Source organism: Faecalibacterium intestinale, from assembly GCF_040096575.1.
Lineage (GTDB): Bacteria > Bacillota > Clostridia > Oscillospirales > Ruminococcaceae > Faecalibacterium > Faecalibacterium intestinale.
This window is the reverse complement of sequence record NZ_JBBMEN010000001.1, coordinates 206,540-222,025: the sequence shown is the minus strand read 5'-3', so window position 1 is coordinate 222,025 and position 15,486 is coordinate 206,540. Positions and strand designations below refer to the sequence as shown.

The window sequence follows — 15,486 nt, the reverse complement described above, 5'->3', positions numbered from 1 at the left end:
AGCTGTTGCAAAGCAACTGGCCTGTTTCTGGAAGAAGAGGGGACAGGCAAAAGGGTAAATGAAGAACTGAACTGTAAATTGGAGGGAATCTCTCGTATGGAAAAGCAAATCAAAACGATTGGCGTGCTTACAAGCGGTGGTGATGCTCCCGGCATGAACGCTGCTGTGCGCGCTGTGGTACGCACCGGCCTGCATAAGGGCTTCCGTATGATCGGCATTCAGCGCGGCTATAACGGCCTGCTGAACGGCGAGTGCTTTGAAATGAACCTGCGCAGCGTTTCTAACATCATCTCTGCTGGCGGCACCATTCTGTATACGGCACGCTGCCTGGAGTTCAAGACCAAGGAAGGTCAGGATAAGGGCGCTGAAAAGTGCCGCGAGCTGGGCATTGATGCACTGGTCGTTATTGGCGGCGACGGCTCCTATCGCGGTGCCCGCGCACTGGCACACCGCGGCATCCCCATGATCGGCCTGCCTGGCACCATTGATAACGATATCGGCTGCACCGATTACACCATCGGCTACGATACCGCCATGAACACCGCGCTGGAAATGATCGACAAGCTGCGCGACACCACCCAGAGCCACGACCGCTGCAGTGTGGTCGAGGTTATGGGCCGCAACGCCGGTTACATCGCTTTGAACGTGGCCATCGCCTCCGGCGCTATGGCTGTGCTGCTGCCCGAGAAGGAATTCGATATGCAGCGCGACATTCTGGATAAGATCGCCGAGACCCAAAAGACCGGCAAGCGTCACTTTATCATCATTGTGGCCGAGGGTGTGGGTCATGCACAGGAGATCGCCAACGAGATCCAAGCACGCACCGGCATCGATTCCCGCGCAACCATTCTGGGCCATGTGCAGCGCGGTGGTTCTCCCACTCTGCGCGACCGCGTGAATGCTTCTGCCATGGGCTATCAGGCTGTCTGCCTGCTGGAGCAGGGCAAGTATAACCGCATCGTCGGCATGAAGGGTGAGAAGCTGGTGGACTACCCCGTGGACGAGGCTTTGGAGATGACCAAGAGCCTTGACCCCGTGCTGGTGGATGTGTGCAACACCATTTCCATCTGATCATAACATCAAATGCAAGAGCCATCTGTTTGGATTTTCTGAGCAGATGGCTCTTTTTGCTACTGATTTTTCAGAGATGACGTATCATAGGTGAAATTCAACAACTTTTTGTTTACAAATGTTTCCGAATAAGTTATACTGAGAAAAAACGGAGGTGTCGCCATGAAATACAGCTGGATCGACACGGAGCTTTTACAAAAGCCTGGCGTTACCAAAGACTTACAGGCAGAGTGGAACTGGATAAGATACCACATCGGCGGCAAAATGTTTGCAGCCGTCTGTCTGGATGATGCCACGGGAAAGCCGGTGTATATTACCTGCAAGCTAGACCCCGCCGAGGGCGATTTTCTGCGCAGACAGTATAAGGACATCATTCCGGGCTACTACATGAACAAGGTGCATTGGAACTCTGTAAAAGCAGATGGAAACGTGCCGGATGCACTGCTGCGGGAGATGCTGGAAAAATCTTATCGGCTTGTGCTGGGCAGCTTTAGCAAAAAGAAACAGCGTGAGCTGTTGGAAGGAGAAAAGAAGGATGCCATTTGACTATAAGAAGGAATATAAAGAATTTTACCTCCCGCCGAAGAAACCGCAGATCATCACCGTCCCTGCGATGAATTTTGTGGCGGTACATGGCAAGGGTAACCCCAACGACCCAGCAGGGGAATACAAGGCGGCGCTAGAGTTGCTGTACGGCATTGCGTTTACCATTAAAATGAGCTGCAAGGGCAACCATAAGATGGATGGCTATTTTGAATATGTCGTTCCGCCGCTGGAGGGACTGTGGCATCAGCCTGGGACAGAGGGTGTGGATTTTGCCGACAAGTCGTCTTTTATCTGGACCTCCATGATTCGTCTGCCGGAATTTGTCACCCGTGCCGAATTTGACTGGGCAGTGCAGGAAGCCACCGCCAAAAAGAAAAAAGACTTTTCTAAGGTGGAGTTTTTTACCTACGATGAAGGTCTGTGCGTGCAGTGTATGCACATCGGCCCCTACGACACCGAGCCGGAGACCCTGCGGCAGCTGGATGCGTTTGCAGCGGAGCAGGGATATTGCCCGGATTTTTCAGACACGCGCTTCCATCACGAGATCTATCTGGGCGACCCGCGCCGCACTGCACCGGAGAAGCTGAAAACCGTGCTGCGGCATCCGATCCGCAAAATAGAATAACAGAAAACTTCACAAAAACTGTCGCTTTTTGTTGTAAGATGTGCTATACTAAATTTATCTGTAAAACACATTTTAAAATGGAGGAAAACATCATGCAGCATGAAACTGTCATCGTGCTGGACTTTGGCGGACAGTACAATCAGCTGATTGCCCGCCGCGTCCGAGAAAATAATGTCTACTGCGAGATCTATTCCTATAAAACCGATCTTTCGGTCATCAAGGCCAAGAATCCCAAGGGCATTATCTTCACCGGCGGCCCCAACAGCGTTTATCTGGAGGATTCTCCCACCATCGACCCCGAGATCTTCAGCTGGGGCGTGCCTGTGCTGGGCATCTGCTACGGCAGCCAGCTGATGATGCACCTGCTGGGCGGTCATGTCTGCCGCGCTCCCGAGCGTGAGTACGGCAAGACCGAGGTGTTTGTGAACACCGAGAGCAAGCTGTTCACCGATGTGCAGCCTTCTACCATCTGCTGGATGAGCCACAATGACTACATCGAGCAGGCGGCTCCCGGCTTTGAGATCACTGCCCACACCGCAAACTGCCCTGTGGCAGCCGTTGAAAATGCCGAAAAGGGTCTGTACGCCGTACAGTTCCACCCGGAGGTGCTGCACACCGCCGAGGGCAAGAAGATGCTGCGCAACTTCGTGTACAACGTCTGCGGCTGCTCCGGCGACTGGAAGATGGATTCCTTTGTAGAGAACAATGTCAAGGCTCTGCGGGAGCGCATCGGCGAGGGCAAGGTGCTGTGCGCACTGTCCGGCGGCGTGGATTCCTCCGTGCTGGCCGCTATGCTGGCCAAGGCCATCGGCAAGCAGCTGACCTGCGTGTTCGTGGATCACGGTCTGCTGCGTAAGAACGAAAAGGAAGAGGTCTGCTCTGTCTTTGGCCCGGGTAATGCCAACGGCTTCGACATCAACTTCATCTGTGTGGATGCCCGCGACCGCTACTTCAGCAAGCTGAAGGGCGTCACCGAGCCGGAGCGCAAGCGCAAGATCATCGGCGAAGAGTTCATCCGCGTGTTCGAGGAAGAGGCCAAGAAGATCGGCAAGGTGGACTTCCTTGCACAGGGCACCATCTACCCTGACGTGGTGGAGAGCGGTTTGGGCGGCGAGTCCACCGTCATCAAGAGTCACCACAACGTGGGCGGTCTGCCCGATACCGTGGACTTCAAGGAGCTGGTAGAGCCTCTGCGCAACCTGTTCAAGGACGAAGTCCGTCAGGCTGGTCGCGAGCTGGGTCTGCCCGAGTATCTGGTCAGCCGTCAGCCGTTCCCCGGCCCCGGTCTGGGCATCCGCATCATCGGCGAGGTGACCCCCGAGAAGGTCACCATTGTGCAGGACGCTGACGCCATCTGGCGCGAAGAAATCGCCAAGGCCGGTCTGGATAAGGAGATCAGCCAGTATTACGCTGCGCTGACCAATATGCACAGCGTTGGCGTTATGGGCGACGAGCGCACCTACGATTACGCCGTTGCGCTGCGCGCTGTGACCACTACTGATTTCATGACCGCAGAAAGCTATGATATGCCGTGGGATGTTCTGGGCACTGTCACCAGCCGCATCGTCAACGAAGTCAAGCACGTCAACCGCGTGTTCTACGATTGCACCGGTAAGCCGCCTGCAACGATCGAGCTCGAGTAATCTGCAAAACCTGAAAAGTATTGATGCAATGCAATATTTTGAGAGTCAAAAGGCTCTGTGATACTGCTTTGATACTATCAGGCGATTATTCATAAAGAGAGACATGAGAATGCCCTCTGAGAAACGGTAAGTTTTTCAGAGGGCATTTTTGTGTCTTTTATTCTTTACGCCACTTTTTCTTCGGCTCGTACCGGCCGCAGCCGTCGGCGGTCTGAGGCCAGTTGAGCTTCCATTCCAGATACTCTTCCTTGGTGATCTCGCTCTCCCGGAGCTGCTTCTTACGGAGCTGCCACTCCTTTAAGAACTCATCCAGCAGGCGATAGCGGAAGCTGACTGCCATGTGCTTTTCCGGGAAATCTGGGTCGGTGGTGTCTGTGACCTCGTAGAGCCGGGTGCCGGGGTAGTGTTCATCCAGTTCGAACAGAGTGTACATCACATCCTCTGCGGCGTACAAGGTCGGCTCATAGAGGGAACGGTAGTTCACATCCAGTACCTCCGCAATCTTGCGGAGCAACTCTTCTTTAGGAGTGCGGGTGTTGCTTTCGTATTGTGCGATACGGATGTCTGCGCTCTTCTCCTCAAACCCGATGGCGATGCCCAGTTCTTTCTGGGTCATACCTCGGAGGTTGCGGGCACGTTTGATGCGGTCACCGACTGCCATGCGATTGCCTCCTGACTTAAACATATTTGTTGAACCTAGTATAGCACAGAAAAATAGGAGGTGCAATAGAAAATAAACAAAAAAGTTTAAGATTTTACCCGAAAGCCTCTTGACTTAACGGAATGTGTTTAGTATAATGAGAGCACAAAAAGATAAACAAAAATGCTTAGTAAAATTGAATGACCGCCAAACTGATCCAAACCGCCAAGACCTTCCGAAAGGAAGCGAGCGCTCCACAAGGGGACGGCACAGCACCGCAAAGGGGATATGCCTGCCGGAAGTCAGCGAGGATGAAGCGGCACCGAAATGAAACCGACAAGGAAAGGACAAAAAATGGCAAACAGCATTTTTATCAAGGCAGACGAGCTGGCAAAGGAGTTGGACATCTCGCAGGGTCTGGCGTACAAAATGATTGCCCAGTGGAACGAGGAACTGAGAGCCAAGGGCTACACGACCGTGGGAGGCCGGGTAAGCAGGAGGTACTATCAGGAGAAGATCTACGGGGCAGGGGAGGAGTGATAGGATGCCAGCCTACAAGGACAACAGGCAGGGCACATGGTACGCTTCCTTCTACTTCGAGAACTGGCAAGGTGTGAAGCAGAAGAAGCTGAAACGGGGGTTTGCCACCAAGAAGGACGCTCTGGCGTGGGAGCGGGAGTTCCTTCTTCAGCAGGCAGCAGACCTGACCATGACCTTTGAAGCGTTCGTGGAAATTTATATCACGGACAAGAAAAAGCGACTCCGGGAAAACACCTGGTCTACCAAAGAGCACATCATCCGAACGAAAATCTTACCGTATTTCAAAGAAAAGCGGCTCAGCGAGATCAGGCCGCGGGATGTGATCGCATGGCAGAACGAGATGCTGAACTACCGGGACAAAAACAGCAAGGCCTACTCGCCGACCTACCTCAAGACGCTGCATGGACAACTCAGTGCCATTCTGAATCACGCCGTCCGGTTCTACGGACTGAAATCAAACGCAGCAGCCACAGCCGGGTGCATGGGGTCAGAAAAGCACAAGGAAATGCTTTTCTGGACAAAGGAAGAGTACCTCAAATTCGCAGAAGTCATGATGGACAAGCCGCAATCCTATTACGCTTTTGAGGTCCTCTACTGGTGTGGCATCCGGGAGGGCGAGCTGCTGGCTCTGACTCCGGCAGACTTCGACTTGGACAAGGGGCTGCTCTCCATCACCAAATCCTATCAAAGGCTGAAAGGCCGGGATGTGATCACCGACCCGAAAACACCCAAGAGCGTCCGTGTCATCCAGATGCCGCAGTTTCTGACGGACGAGATCAGAGACTATCTGAAATCCCTCTACAAAGTCCAGCCAGACCAGCGGATCTTTGAGGTGACCAAGAGCTACCTGCACCACGAGATGGACAGGGGAGCCAAGGAAGCCGGGGTGAAGCGGATACGAATCCACGACCTGCGGCACTCCCATGTATCACTGTTGATCGAGATGGGCTTCTCGGCTCTGGCAATTGCAGACCGGGTGGGGCATGAGAGCGTGGACATCACCTATAAGTACGCCCACCTTTTCCCCTCAAAGCAGCAGGAGATGGCGCAGAAGCTGGACATGGAGCGAAGGGAGGGATGAAGATGGAACGAGTACTCGACCAGCAAGGCCGCTGGCGGAACAAGGTGGTGGCCTTCCGAATGTCCCCGGAAGAGGACGAGGTTCTGGAAGCCAAAGTAAAGCTCTCCGGGTTGACAAAACAGGAGTATATCATCCGCCGCCTGACTGACCGGGAGATCACCGTGGTAGGCAACCCAAGGGTCTACAAAGCCCTACGAGGCCAGATGGAGCTGATCTATCAGGAACTGCAGCGGCTGGCCGTGGATGAAGAAGTCCCGCCGGACTTGCTGGAGACCCTGCAAATGGTAACTCTGACGTTGAACGGACTTAAGGAGGAATGCGAATGACGGACAATAGAAAAACGACCGTACCGGGTGCATCTGTTGGCGCAGATGCGGTACAGTCGTCTCACAAAACTAGCACCAATATTATAACAAATTCGGACAAGCAAATCAATCTGCAAGCCGCGAAAAAGCCAAACAATTTCGGGCTGAACACGGTATCAATGACCGAATTGTACGACACGGTGTATCCACCCCGGAGACCCATCGTGAACGACCTGCTGTACAGTGGCACCTACCTCTTTGTAGGAGCGCCCAAGGTGGGTAAGTCCTTCTTCATGGGGCAGCTCGCCTACCATGTGGCGATGGGGCTTCCGCTGTGGGAGTACGAGGTGCATCAGGGCACCGTCCTCTACCTTGCATTGGAGGACGATTACGCCCGGCTGCAGCGGCGGCTCTCCCGGATGTTCGGGGTAGAGGAGACCAACAATCTCTACTTTGCAACGCAAGCTAAGTCCGTGAGCGAGGGACTTGACCAGCAGTTGGAAGGATTCATCCGGGAGCACCCGGATGTACGGCTCATCATCATCGACACCCTGCAGAAGGTGCGGGAAATCGGCGGTGACCGATACAGCTGCGCCAGCGACTACGAGATCGTGACCAAACTGAAAACTTTCAGCGACAGGTACGGCATCTGCCTGCTGGTGGTTCACCACACCCGGAAAATGGAAGCCGAGGATAGCTTCGATATGATCTCTGGCACCAATGGCCTGCTGGGTGCAGCGGATGGAGCATTCATCATGCAGAAGAAGCGGCGCACGGACAACACCGCCCTGCTGGACATTGTGGGACGTGACCAGCCGGATCAGGAGTTGACGTTGGAGTTCAACCGGGAACGCTGCGTGTGGGAGTTCCAAGGAGCCGAAACGGAACTCTGGAAGCTGCCGCCCGACCCGCTTCTGGAAGCGGTGGCAAAGATCCTCACCCCGGAACAGCCGGAGTGGAGCGGTACGCCCACGGAGCTGCTGGAACGTCTGTCGGGTGTGAGCATACAGGCAAACATCCTGACCCGGAAGCTGAACGTGAGTGCCGACAGGCTCTACAACGATTATGGAATTCGGTACGAAAGTAGGCGCACCCATGAGGGCAGAGTGGTCAAATTGACGCTGGAAAATTCTGGGGCGTGACGATTCGTGACGGTTGTGACGGTATTTTTGCTACTATGTAAAATACCGTCACAATCGACACAACCGACACGAGATGGTGACAATGATGAAAAATGTGCAGATTTCGCAGGAACTTTTCGTCGCCTTGCTGCATTATCATTTGAGCGGCGAAAATGAGTACGAAGAGATTATTGAACAGGGCTTGGAGCAAAAACTGGATGCGATGCTGCGGCATGAGCTGTATGCCCAGTACAAGACAGCACCCACCGAGGAACAGCGGGAGCAGGCTCGGCAGGAGTATCTGGACAGACGAGGCGTGCCAGAAAGCTTCCGCTGGTGAGTCCCTCTATTGGCAAAGTACAGGAGCGTGTCACGCTCTTGTGAATGCAATCACGCAGGAAGGTGGTGTTGGACCGGGCAGCGGCGAGGTACAGCGAAACCCCGTCCGCAGACGGAAGCCCCCGGCAGGGCGCAAAGGCATCTTTTGATGGACGGAACGTCTGTCAAAAGTGCTTTTGCGTTACTTTCGACGAAAGTAACAAAGCCTTTGCCGTGTCCGGCACCAGTTACTTCCACAGAGAAAGGACGTGCGATTGAAAAGAACCATTTCCGCAATGCGGGGCCCCGGCTCCCTCAACCATAACCGGAGAAGTTTCACCGCTGAAAACGTAGACCCGGAGCGCAGCAGCCTGAATGTCATATACCGGGATGAACCGATTCAGAAAGTGTACCACGAACTGTTTGACGAGGCAGTGAAGCATTACAATGACAAGCAGAAGCGCAAGGACCGCTGTATCACCGACTACTATGAGCACCTGCGGACAGGCAAGCAGGAAAAGCTTTTCCATGAGCTGATCGTCCAGATCGGCAACAAAGATGATATGGGTGTCCTGACCGAGAATGGCGCACTGGCAAAGGAACTGCTGGACGAGTATATGCAGGGCTTCCAAGAGCGGAACCCGACACTGCGGGTGTTCGGGGCTTTCCTCCACATGGACGAAGCTACGCCCCATCTGCACATCGACTTCGTGCCGTATGTGTCCGGCTGGAAGGGCAAAGGACTGGACACCAAGGTGTCCCTGAAGCAGGCGCTGAAAGCCTTGGGCTTTGCAGGCGGTTCTAAACGGGAATCCGAGCTGAACCAGTGGATCAACGCCGAGAAAGAGCAGCTTGCCGCCGTGATGGAGCGGCACGGCATCGAGTGGGAACAGAAAGGCACCCAGGAAGAGCACCTGTCTGTGCTGGACTTCAAAAAGCAGGAGCGTAGTAAAGAGGTAGCGGCTCTGGAAGCTGCCAAGCAGGAGTGCCAGACCGACCTGACCGAGATGCAGGAACAGCTGGAAACAGCGCAGACAGCCGTAGAAGCCGCTGAACAGCGGGTACAGAAAGCAGAGCTGACCTACCAGAAGCAGAGCCAGAAGCTGAACAAGCTGGCTCCCATTATGGAAGGTTTGGAAAACCTGTCAGCGCAATACTCCCAGCGGCCAGAAGAATTGGTGCCAGAAGCAGCCACATTTGAGACCGCCAAGAGCTATCGGGAGAAGAAGGCCATGCCGCTGATCCAGAAGTTGGTGAAGGTACTCTTTGCCCTCCATCGGAAGTACTGGGAGGTTAAGAACGAGAGGGATAAGTACCAGTATTTCTATCAGGACGAGAAGAAAGCTACCCATCATCTAAGCCAGCGGCTGAAAGAGGTGGAGGCTGAAAACTCTCAGCTCTATGCGATGAAACGTGATTTCAGGCGAGTATGGAACTATTTCGGTGCCGAAAAGATGCAGCAGGTCATTGGGCTTATGAGGGAGCAGGAGCAGACCACAGATAGGAGCCAGAAGAAGAACAGGCAGAACAGCATAGATTTGTAAGCATAGCAGACCCCCGCCAGCGGATATTGGCGGGGGTCTGTACATATAGGGGCAACTTTTCGGAAAATCCGAAGAGTTCAGGGCAGTTGTTAAGCGTTGCTTAATAACTTGGGCAGTCTGTCAACTATCCAGGATTTTTGGATGGTTCGAGTTTAGCAGTTGGAACTATTAAGAAAAACTTAATGGTTGGACGTGCCAGAGAAAATAGAATGATATAAAGATATAATTTTAAGTTAAAGATTCTCGAAAGATACCATAGCAGAAAGAGAGTTTCTCATTTTTGCATGGCGATCTGCGGACAGAGCCTTTTCACGAGAGGTGTCGGCGTAGCCGATGACAAGGATGTTGACCGGTTCAAGGTTGTCGGGAATCTTAAATTCAGCCTTCAGGATGTCCGGCTTGAAATAGCATACCCATACGCTTCCTAAACCTAAGTAGGTGGCTTCCATCATCATGTGGTCGGTAATGATGCTTGCATCAATATCGGTCAGCTTTTTACCATCAAAGGGACGTGTCCAGACCTTATTTGTATCGCTGCAAACGATAATTGCCAGCGGCGCACCATAGATATTTGTGGCCTGTCCAATTTTACGAAGGCCCTCATCACTCTGCACTACAATCAGGTGTTGAGGCTGGCAATTACCACCCGTGGGTGCAACGTGAGCTGCCTCTAAGATGGCATCCAGCTTTTCCTTCTCAACCTTCTGCTTTGTGTAAGCGCGTACACTATACCGTTTCTTTGCAAGTGTCAAAAAATCCATAATGTGATGGTCCTTTCTGGAAGTGTAAATTTGTGTAGGGTCTTGATAATTCAATCAGCCTATGCTATGATTTTATCAGTCGTTTTCAAAAAAGCAAGAACGCACTTTTTTGTTATATACTACCTAAAAAGATAGTGTAGGGAAGAGAAAAATGAAATGTCCAAGTACCTTTAGCTGCCCGGTTGAAGCAACCCTCGATTTGATTGGTGGGAAATATAAAGCACTTATTCTGTGGCATTTGATTGATAATACCTTGCGCTTTAATGAGATAGGAAAGTTGATTCCCAAGGCAACGCCTAAAATGCTGACACAGCAGCTTCGGGAGCTTGAAAATGATAACTTGGTTATTCGGAAAGTTTATCCTGTTGTGCCGCCAAAGGTAGAATATTCGCTCAGCGACTTTGGGAGAAGTATCATTCCTATTTTGGATGCGATGTGTAAATGGGGAGAGAACTATCTGGCAGATGCAAGCAAGAAGTAATCCTTAAAAGGCAGTTGCATCCTGAACGTAAATACGTTATAATACTCCCAGAGATCCCACTGGTTGCGTGATACTATCCTGATACTAAAAAATCAGCAAGTCACATCTACCACGGCAATCTCATGGAAAAGTGAACATCCAAAGATAGATGCACTAAACAAATTTGCTTAGTTACAATTTAAACTTACCGAGCTCGAGTAATCCCCAATAGCACCATCACCCCGGAGGGTTCCGTTAAAACGAAACCTCCCGGGGTGTTTTTTCTTCTGGTACGGTCAAATAGACTGTAACGTTCAAAGTATCTCCTGTATCAGAGCAAACGGTAACCCTTTTATAGCAGTTTGCATTTTTAATGCCCAAGCAACATCCGCAAACTGCATATCGCAAATATGCCGTTTTGATAGGCACTTTTTTGAAAATTGCGATAAACGCAGTATTTTGCACAAAAAAGCCCTAAACCCCTTCCTTCTCCGCCCGCAGGGGAGTATAATAGGATCCGTTGTTTGCAAAATAGGAAAGGGGAAGTATCAACTATGGAATCGAAGCAGAGGCTTTTGGAGCCACAGCTCGTCCAAACGGGAAGGGCGGATCAGTTCAGCCGCAAGGTGTTCTGCGATGGAATGCGGGATGGCGTGCCCATTGCGCTGGGCTACTTTGCGGTATCGTTTTCGCTGGGCATTGCGGCGCGCAAGGCGGGCTTTACGCCGTTTCAGGGGTTTCTTGTCAGCCTGCTGAACAACGCCTCTGCAGGAGAATATGCCGCATTTGCGCTGATCATGGCAAACGCCACCTATTTTGAGGTGGCAGTCATCACCCTGATCGCCAATGCGCGGTATCTGTTGATGAGCTGTGCACTGGCACAGCGCTTTGCACCGGAAACGCCCTTCTGGCATCGGCTGCTCATCGGCTACGATGTCACGGACGAGCTGTTTGGCATTACCATCGCCCGCCCGGGCAGCCTGAACCCGTACTATACCTATGGAGCCATCCTGCTGGCGGCACCGGCTTGGGCTTCCGGTACGGCGCTGGGCATTATAGCGGGCAACCTGCTGCCGCTGCGGGTGGTCAGTGCCCTGAGTGTGGCGCTGTACGGAATGTTTTTAGCCATCATTATCCCGCCGGCTCGCAAAGACCGGGTCGTTGCCGTACTGGTTATCATCAGCTTTGCGCTGAGCTTTCTGTGCAGCTATCTGCCGGGCATCTCGGCGCTCTCCGAGGGTACCCGCACCATTCTTTTAACGGTGGCGATCTCCGGCGCAGCAGCGGTGCTGTTCCCGGTCAGGCAGGAGGAAAACGAAGATGACGCATAACAATTATATCTATATTGCGGTCATGGCGCTGGTATCTTATGCCATCCGCATTCTGCCGCTGACGCTGATTCGCAAGCCTATCAAAAATCGCTTTATCCAGTCGTTTTTGTACTATGTGCCCTATGTGACGCTGGCTGTGATGACCTTCCCGGCCATCATTCAGGCAACGCAGAGCCCGGCAGCAGGTGCTGTTGCACTGGTAGTCGGCATTGCCGCCGCATGGTTTGGCGCAAGTCTGTTTCAGGTGGCTGCGGGCTGCTGTGCCGTGGTGTTCGTGCTGGAATTTTTCATCTGAAATCTTATAACAGGAGAACAAAATGAAAAAGATCCTTGTAACCGGTGCCGGCGGCTTTGTAGGATCCCGCGTGATGCAGCAATGGGCGGGGCGTTACGAGCTGTGCGCCTTTCCCAAAGGCTTTTTGGCAGCAGCAGGGGAGGATGCCGTGCGGCAGGCTATTTTTCAGCAGCGCCCGGATGTCATTCTGCATACCGCAGCTATTTCGGATACCGGTTACTGCGCCGACCACCCGGAGCAGGCTTACCGCGTCAATGTGGAGCTGCCGGTCTGGCTTGCCCGTGCCGCAGCGGAAACAGACGCAAAGCTTGTGGCTTTCAGCTCGGATCAGGTCTATGCCGGTGTAGAGCAGTCCGGTCCACTGCCGGAAACCATTCCGCTGCAGCCTGCCAATGTGTATGGGCAGGGCAAGCTGGAAATGGAGCAGCAGGTGCAGGCGCTCTGCCCGAGCGCCGTGTTGCTGCGCGCCACATGGATGTACGACCTGCCGGGGTACCAGCTGCCCATCCGGGGCAACCTGCTGCTGAACCTTTTGCGTGCGGCACAGCGGGGAGAATCTCTCCGCTTTTCTGTCCAGGATTTCCGGGGCATCACCTATGTCCGTCAGGCGGTGGCGCTGCTGGAGCCTGCCCTGACCCTGCCCGGCGGGGTCTATAACTTCGGCAGTGAGAACGCTGAAAATATGGTGTTGACTGCCCGGCAGTTTGCTAAGACACTGGGGATCACGGTCGATATTCAGGAAGCCGACTGGGCACGAAACCTTGCAATGGATTGCAGCAAGCTGTGGGCGCAGGGCATCGTATTTGACACCACACAGGCAGGGCTGACGCGCTGTCTGCGGGATTATGGATTGCGCTGACCTCAGAGAATCAAATTTTTCCGTATCGCACAAAAAACAGAGAAAAGCACGAAAAAAGCAGGGGATTCTGTATGCTGCCAGCCCGACAGGGTGTGACAAATCATACGGAAACCCTGCTTTTTTGCTTATCTGCCGGAGAAAAGTTCGCTTATAGGATGCAGCATTTCTTCATGTAAAAAGTCATACTTATTTTACATCTTATCTGCATTTTGCTATAATGTTTTCGCTTTTTTGCAAAGCATCCGAACCGCATAAACCTTTAAAACCTTGAGGAGAGTGGAATTTTTGAAGGAAGTCAAGCTTGAAGAAGCGGCTTATCAGTTTGAAGCCAAAATGTCCCTGCGGCAGGCCATTCCGCTGGGCTTGCAGCACGTCTGCGCCATGTTCGTGGGCAACCTGACCCCGCTGCTGATCATCACCAGCGCCTGCGGCATTGCAGGCGGCGAGTTTGCAGACCTGCAGGTCACCCTGCTGCAGAGCGCCATGTTCGTGGCAGGTATCGTCACGCTGGTGCAGCTGTTCACCATCGGACCCGTGGGCGGCGCAGTACCTATTATCATGGGTACCAGTTCCGGCTTTATTGGCGTGTTCAACAGCGTTGTGGGCACGATGGGCGGCGGTGTGCTGGCCTATGGCGCGATTATGGGCGCATCCATCATCGGCGGTATTTTTGAAAGCGTGCTGGGCTTCTTCCTGAAGCCGTTGCGCAGGTTCTTCCCGCCGGTGGTCACCGGCACGGTGGTGCTTTCCATCGGCCTTTCGCTGATCTCGGTAGGCATCAACTCCTTCGGCGGTGGCAACAAGGCCAAGGATTTCGGCTCTGTGGAGAACCTGCTGCTGGCACTGTTCGTGCTGGTAGTCATCCTGTTCTTCAAGCACTGGACCACCGGTTTCCTCAGCTCCTCCGCCATCCTTATCGGCATTCTGGCCGGTTATGTGGTTGCTTTCATCATGGGTCTGGTGCTGCCCACCACTGGTGTGACTGCTGATGGCGTAGAGTTCACCAAGGCATGGGTGCTCAACTGGAGCAAGGTGGCGCAGGCTTCCTGGTTCGCAGTGCCCAAGCTGATGCCGGTCAAGGTGGTATTTGATGCCCGTGCGATCCTGCCGGTGCTGATTATGTTCATCGTCACCGCAGTGGAGACGGTGGGCGATATCTCTGGCGTGATGGAGGGCGGCATGAACCGTGAGCCCTCTGATAAGGAGCTGTCCGGCGGCGTCATCTGTGATGGTCTCGGCTCTACCTTTGCCGCACTGTTCGGCGTGCTGCCCAACACCTCTTTCAGCCAGAACGTGGGTCTGGTGGCCATGACCAAGGTGGTCAACCGCATGGCACTGGCTTCCGGCGCTGTGTTCCTGATCCTCTGCGGCCTGATCCCCAAGCTGGGCGCGCTGATCTCCATCATGCCGCAGGCCGTTCTGGGCGGTGCTGCCGTTATGATGTTCTCTTCCATCGTGGTCAGCGGCATCCAGCTGATCACCAAGGAAAAGATGACCCCGCGCCACCTGACCATCGTGTCTGTGGCACTGGGCGTGGGCTACGGTATGGGTGCCAACAGCGGCATTCTGGCACAGGCTCCGCAGGTCTTCCAGCTGATCTGTGGCGAGTCCGGTATCGTTCCGGCTGCCTTTGTGGCGATTCTGCTGAACGTGCTGCTGCCCAAGAACGATATGGCAGAATAAGCTTTAGCCTTTTTGCCGGGCAATGGTCTCCAGCTGCTGCAACACCTCCGGGATGTCTGCATCCAGCAGTTCTGCGCTGTCTGCAATGCAGATCGTGCGCACCTGTGCAGGGTACTTTTTAAGCAGCACGTTGCCGCCTTTGTTTTCCGGCAGGGTGAGCAGTTCCGAAAAGAAACTGCTTCCAAACAGAACGGGACTTCCAACAAGAGGTGTCGGGTCGTTATCGGCCACGGCGCCCAGACGGAAGATCTCCCGTTCTGTTTCTTTTTGCCATTCTGTCGGGGATGGCTGTTCATGGCAAAAGCGCTCTGTCATGGCTTCTACCGTCTCCCGGCGCAGCAGGGGCTGATCCCCGGGCAGAAATATACAGCCGCTAAGCTCCGGCTGCTGCTCCAGCAGTGCCGAAAGGCCCAGTCGAACGGTATCATTGCGGCCGGGCAGACTGTGCAGCAGCACCGGGACGCCCTGCGTCCTGCACAGTGCCTGTACATCTTCCGAGCGGGTCACCACGATGCGGGCAGCAATACCGGGTGTGGCGGTAGCGTCAAAAGCACGGCAGAGCATGGGCTGCCCGCAAAAATCCGCCAGCAGCTTGTTTGTGCCAAACCGGCGGCTCAACCCGGAGGCCATGATCACACAGCCGACCGTAAGCGACTTCTTCAT

The 15,486-nt window shown here is 53.7% G+C and carries 18 protein-coding genes; 15 read left to right on the top strand and 3 right to left on the bottom strand.

Annotated elements, in window-relative coordinates; all coding sequences use genetic code 11:
- The first annotated feature begins 96 nt into the window (after positions 1-96).
- From pfkA to guaA, 4 genes are all read left to right on the top strand, one after another.
- Positions 97-1,071 (top strand): 6-phosphofructokinase, encoded by a 975-nt coding sequence (pfkA, locus tag WMO20_RS01040; protein ID WP_005925738.1) that lies wholly within the window; start codon positions 97-99, stop codon positions 1,069-1,071.
- A 162-nt stretch (positions 1,072-1,233) separates the two neighbouring features.
- Entirely contained in the window at positions 1,234-1,617 is a 384-nt protein-coding gene (locus tag WMO20_RS01035; protein ID WP_349185560.1) for an MmcQ/YjbR family DNA-binding protein, read from the top strand.
- On the top strand, positions 1,607-2,242 hold the full coding sequence (locus tag WMO20_RS01030) for a GyrI-like domain-containing protein (protein ID WP_349185559.1): 636 nt from the start codon (positions 1,607-1,609) through the stop codon (positions 2,240-2,242). Before WMO20_RS01035 ends, WMO20_RS01030 begins: the two co-directional genes overlap by 11 nt.
- 92 nt (positions 2,243-2,334) lie before the next feature.
- Positions 2,335-3,885: a glutamine-hydrolyzing GMP synthase gene (gene guaA, locus WMO20_RS01025; protein WP_349185558.1), complete on the top strand. Its 1,551-nt coding sequence runs from the start codon at positions 2,335-2,337 to the stop codon at positions 3,883-3,885.
- A 157-nt stretch (positions 3,886-4,042) separates the two neighbouring features.
- On the opposite strand, the gene WMO20_RS01020 is transcribed toward guaA, so the two are convergent.
- On the bottom strand, positions 4,043-4,546 hold the full coding sequence (locus WMO20_RS01020) for a helix-turn-helix domain-containing protein (protein WP_349185557.1): 504 nt from the start codon (positions 4,544-4,546) through the stop codon (positions 4,043-4,045).
- Positions 4,547-4,879: 333 nt separating this feature from the next.
- On the opposite strand from WMO20_RS01020, the gene WMO20_RS01015 reads away from it, so the two are divergent.
- From WMO20_RS01015 to WMO20_RS00990, 6 genes are all read left to right on the top strand, one after another.
- On the top strand, positions 4,880-5,065 hold the full coding sequence (locus WMO20_RS01015; protein WP_015538532.1) for a hypothetical protein: 186 nt from the start codon (positions 4,880-4,882) through the stop codon (positions 5,063-5,065).
- Positions 5,066-5,069: 4 nt separating this feature from the next.
- A complete protein-coding gene (locus WMO20_RS01010) occupies positions 5,070-6,146 on the top strand; it encodes a site-specific integrase (protein WP_349185556.1) in 1,077 nt (358 codons plus the stop codon).
- Positions 6,143-6,472: a plasmid mobilization protein gene (locus WMO20_RS01005; RefSeq protein ID WP_117948066.1), complete on the top strand. Its 330-nt coding sequence runs from the start codon at positions 6,143-6,145 to the stop codon at positions 6,470-6,472. Before WMO20_RS01010 ends, WMO20_RS01005 begins: the two co-directional genes overlap by 4 nt.
- A complete protein-coding gene (locus WMO20_RS01000; RefSeq protein WP_349185555.1) occupies positions 6,469-7,593 on the top strand; it encodes an AAA family ATPase in 1,125 nt (374 codons plus the stop codon). The genes WMO20_RS01005 and WMO20_RS01000 overlap by 4 nt, the downstream gene beginning before the upstream one ends.
- Positions 7,594-7,678: 85 nt before the next feature.
- Positions 7,679-7,912: a complexin-2 gene (locus tag WMO20_RS00995; protein WP_158390751.1), complete on the top strand. Its 234-nt coding sequence runs from the start codon at positions 7,679-7,681 to the stop codon at positions 7,910-7,912.
- Positions 7,913-8,165: 253 nt separating this feature from the next.
- Positions 8,166-9,434 carry a plasmid recombination protein gene (locus tag WMO20_RS00990; protein ID WP_349185554.1) on the top strand — a complete coding sequence of 423 codons (1,269 nt, stop codon included), beginning with the start codon at positions 8,166-8,168 and terminating at the stop codon, positions 9,432-9,434.
- Between the two features lie 233 nt (positions 9,435-9,667).
- Here WMO20_RS00990 and WMO20_RS00985 read toward each other — a convergent pair whose 3' ends face one another.
- The gene (locus WMO20_RS00985) at positions 9,668-10,195 is read right to left on the bottom strand and encodes a nitroreductase family protein (protein WP_349185553.1); all 528 of its coding nucleotides are present in this window, start codon (positions 10,193-10,195) and stop codon (positions 9,668-9,670) included.
- 151 nt (positions 10,196-10,346) lie between these two features.
- Here WMO20_RS00985 and WMO20_RS00980 point away from each other — a divergent pair, with 151 nt between their 5' ends.
- The 5 genes from WMO20_RS00980 to WMO20_RS00960 all read left to right on the top strand — a co-directional run bounded on the left by WMO20_RS00980 (position 10,347) and on the right by WMO20_RS00960 (position 14,823).
- The gene (locus tag WMO20_RS00980; RefSeq protein ID WP_128117876.1) at positions 10,347-10,676 is read left to right on the top strand and encodes a winged helix-turn-helix transcriptional regulator; all 330 of its coding nucleotides are present in this window, start codon (positions 10,347-10,349) and stop codon (positions 10,674-10,676) included.
- A 533-nt stretch (positions 10,677-11,209) separates the two neighbouring features.
- Positions 11,210-11,986 carry an AzlC family ABC transporter permease gene (locus WMO20_RS00975; RefSeq protein ID WP_112089907.1) on the top strand — a complete coding sequence of 259 codons (777 nt, stop codon included), beginning with the start codon at positions 11,210-11,212 and terminating at the stop codon, positions 11,984-11,986.
- Positions 11,976-12,281: an AzlD domain-containing protein gene (locus WMO20_RS00970; protein ID WP_005925791.1), complete on the top strand. Its 306-nt coding sequence runs from the start codon at positions 11,976-11,978 to the stop codon at positions 12,279-12,281. The genes WMO20_RS00975 and WMO20_RS00970 overlap by 11 nt, the downstream gene beginning before the upstream one ends.
- 22 nt (positions 12,282-12,303) lie before the next feature.
- A complete protein-coding gene (locus tag WMO20_RS00965) occupies positions 12,304-13,140 on the top strand; it encodes an SDR family oxidoreductase (protein WP_349185552.1) in 837 nt (278 codons plus the stop codon).
- A 333-nt stretch (positions 13,141-13,473) separates the two neighbouring features.
- Complete coding sequence (locus WMO20_RS00960; RefSeq protein ID WP_242852891.1) at positions 13,474-14,823, top strand: uracil-xanthine permease family protein; 1,350 nt, start codon at positions 13,474-13,476, stop codon at positions 14,821-14,823.
- Between the two features lie 3 nt (positions 14,824-14,826).
- Here the strand turns inward: WMO20_RS00960 and WMO20_RS00955 are convergent, their stop codons facing one another.
- Positions 14,827-15,486: a nucleotidyltransferase family protein gene (locus WMO20_RS00955; RefSeq protein WP_349185551.1), complete on the bottom strand. Its 660-nt coding sequence runs from the start codon at positions 15,484-15,486 to the stop codon at positions 14,827-14,829.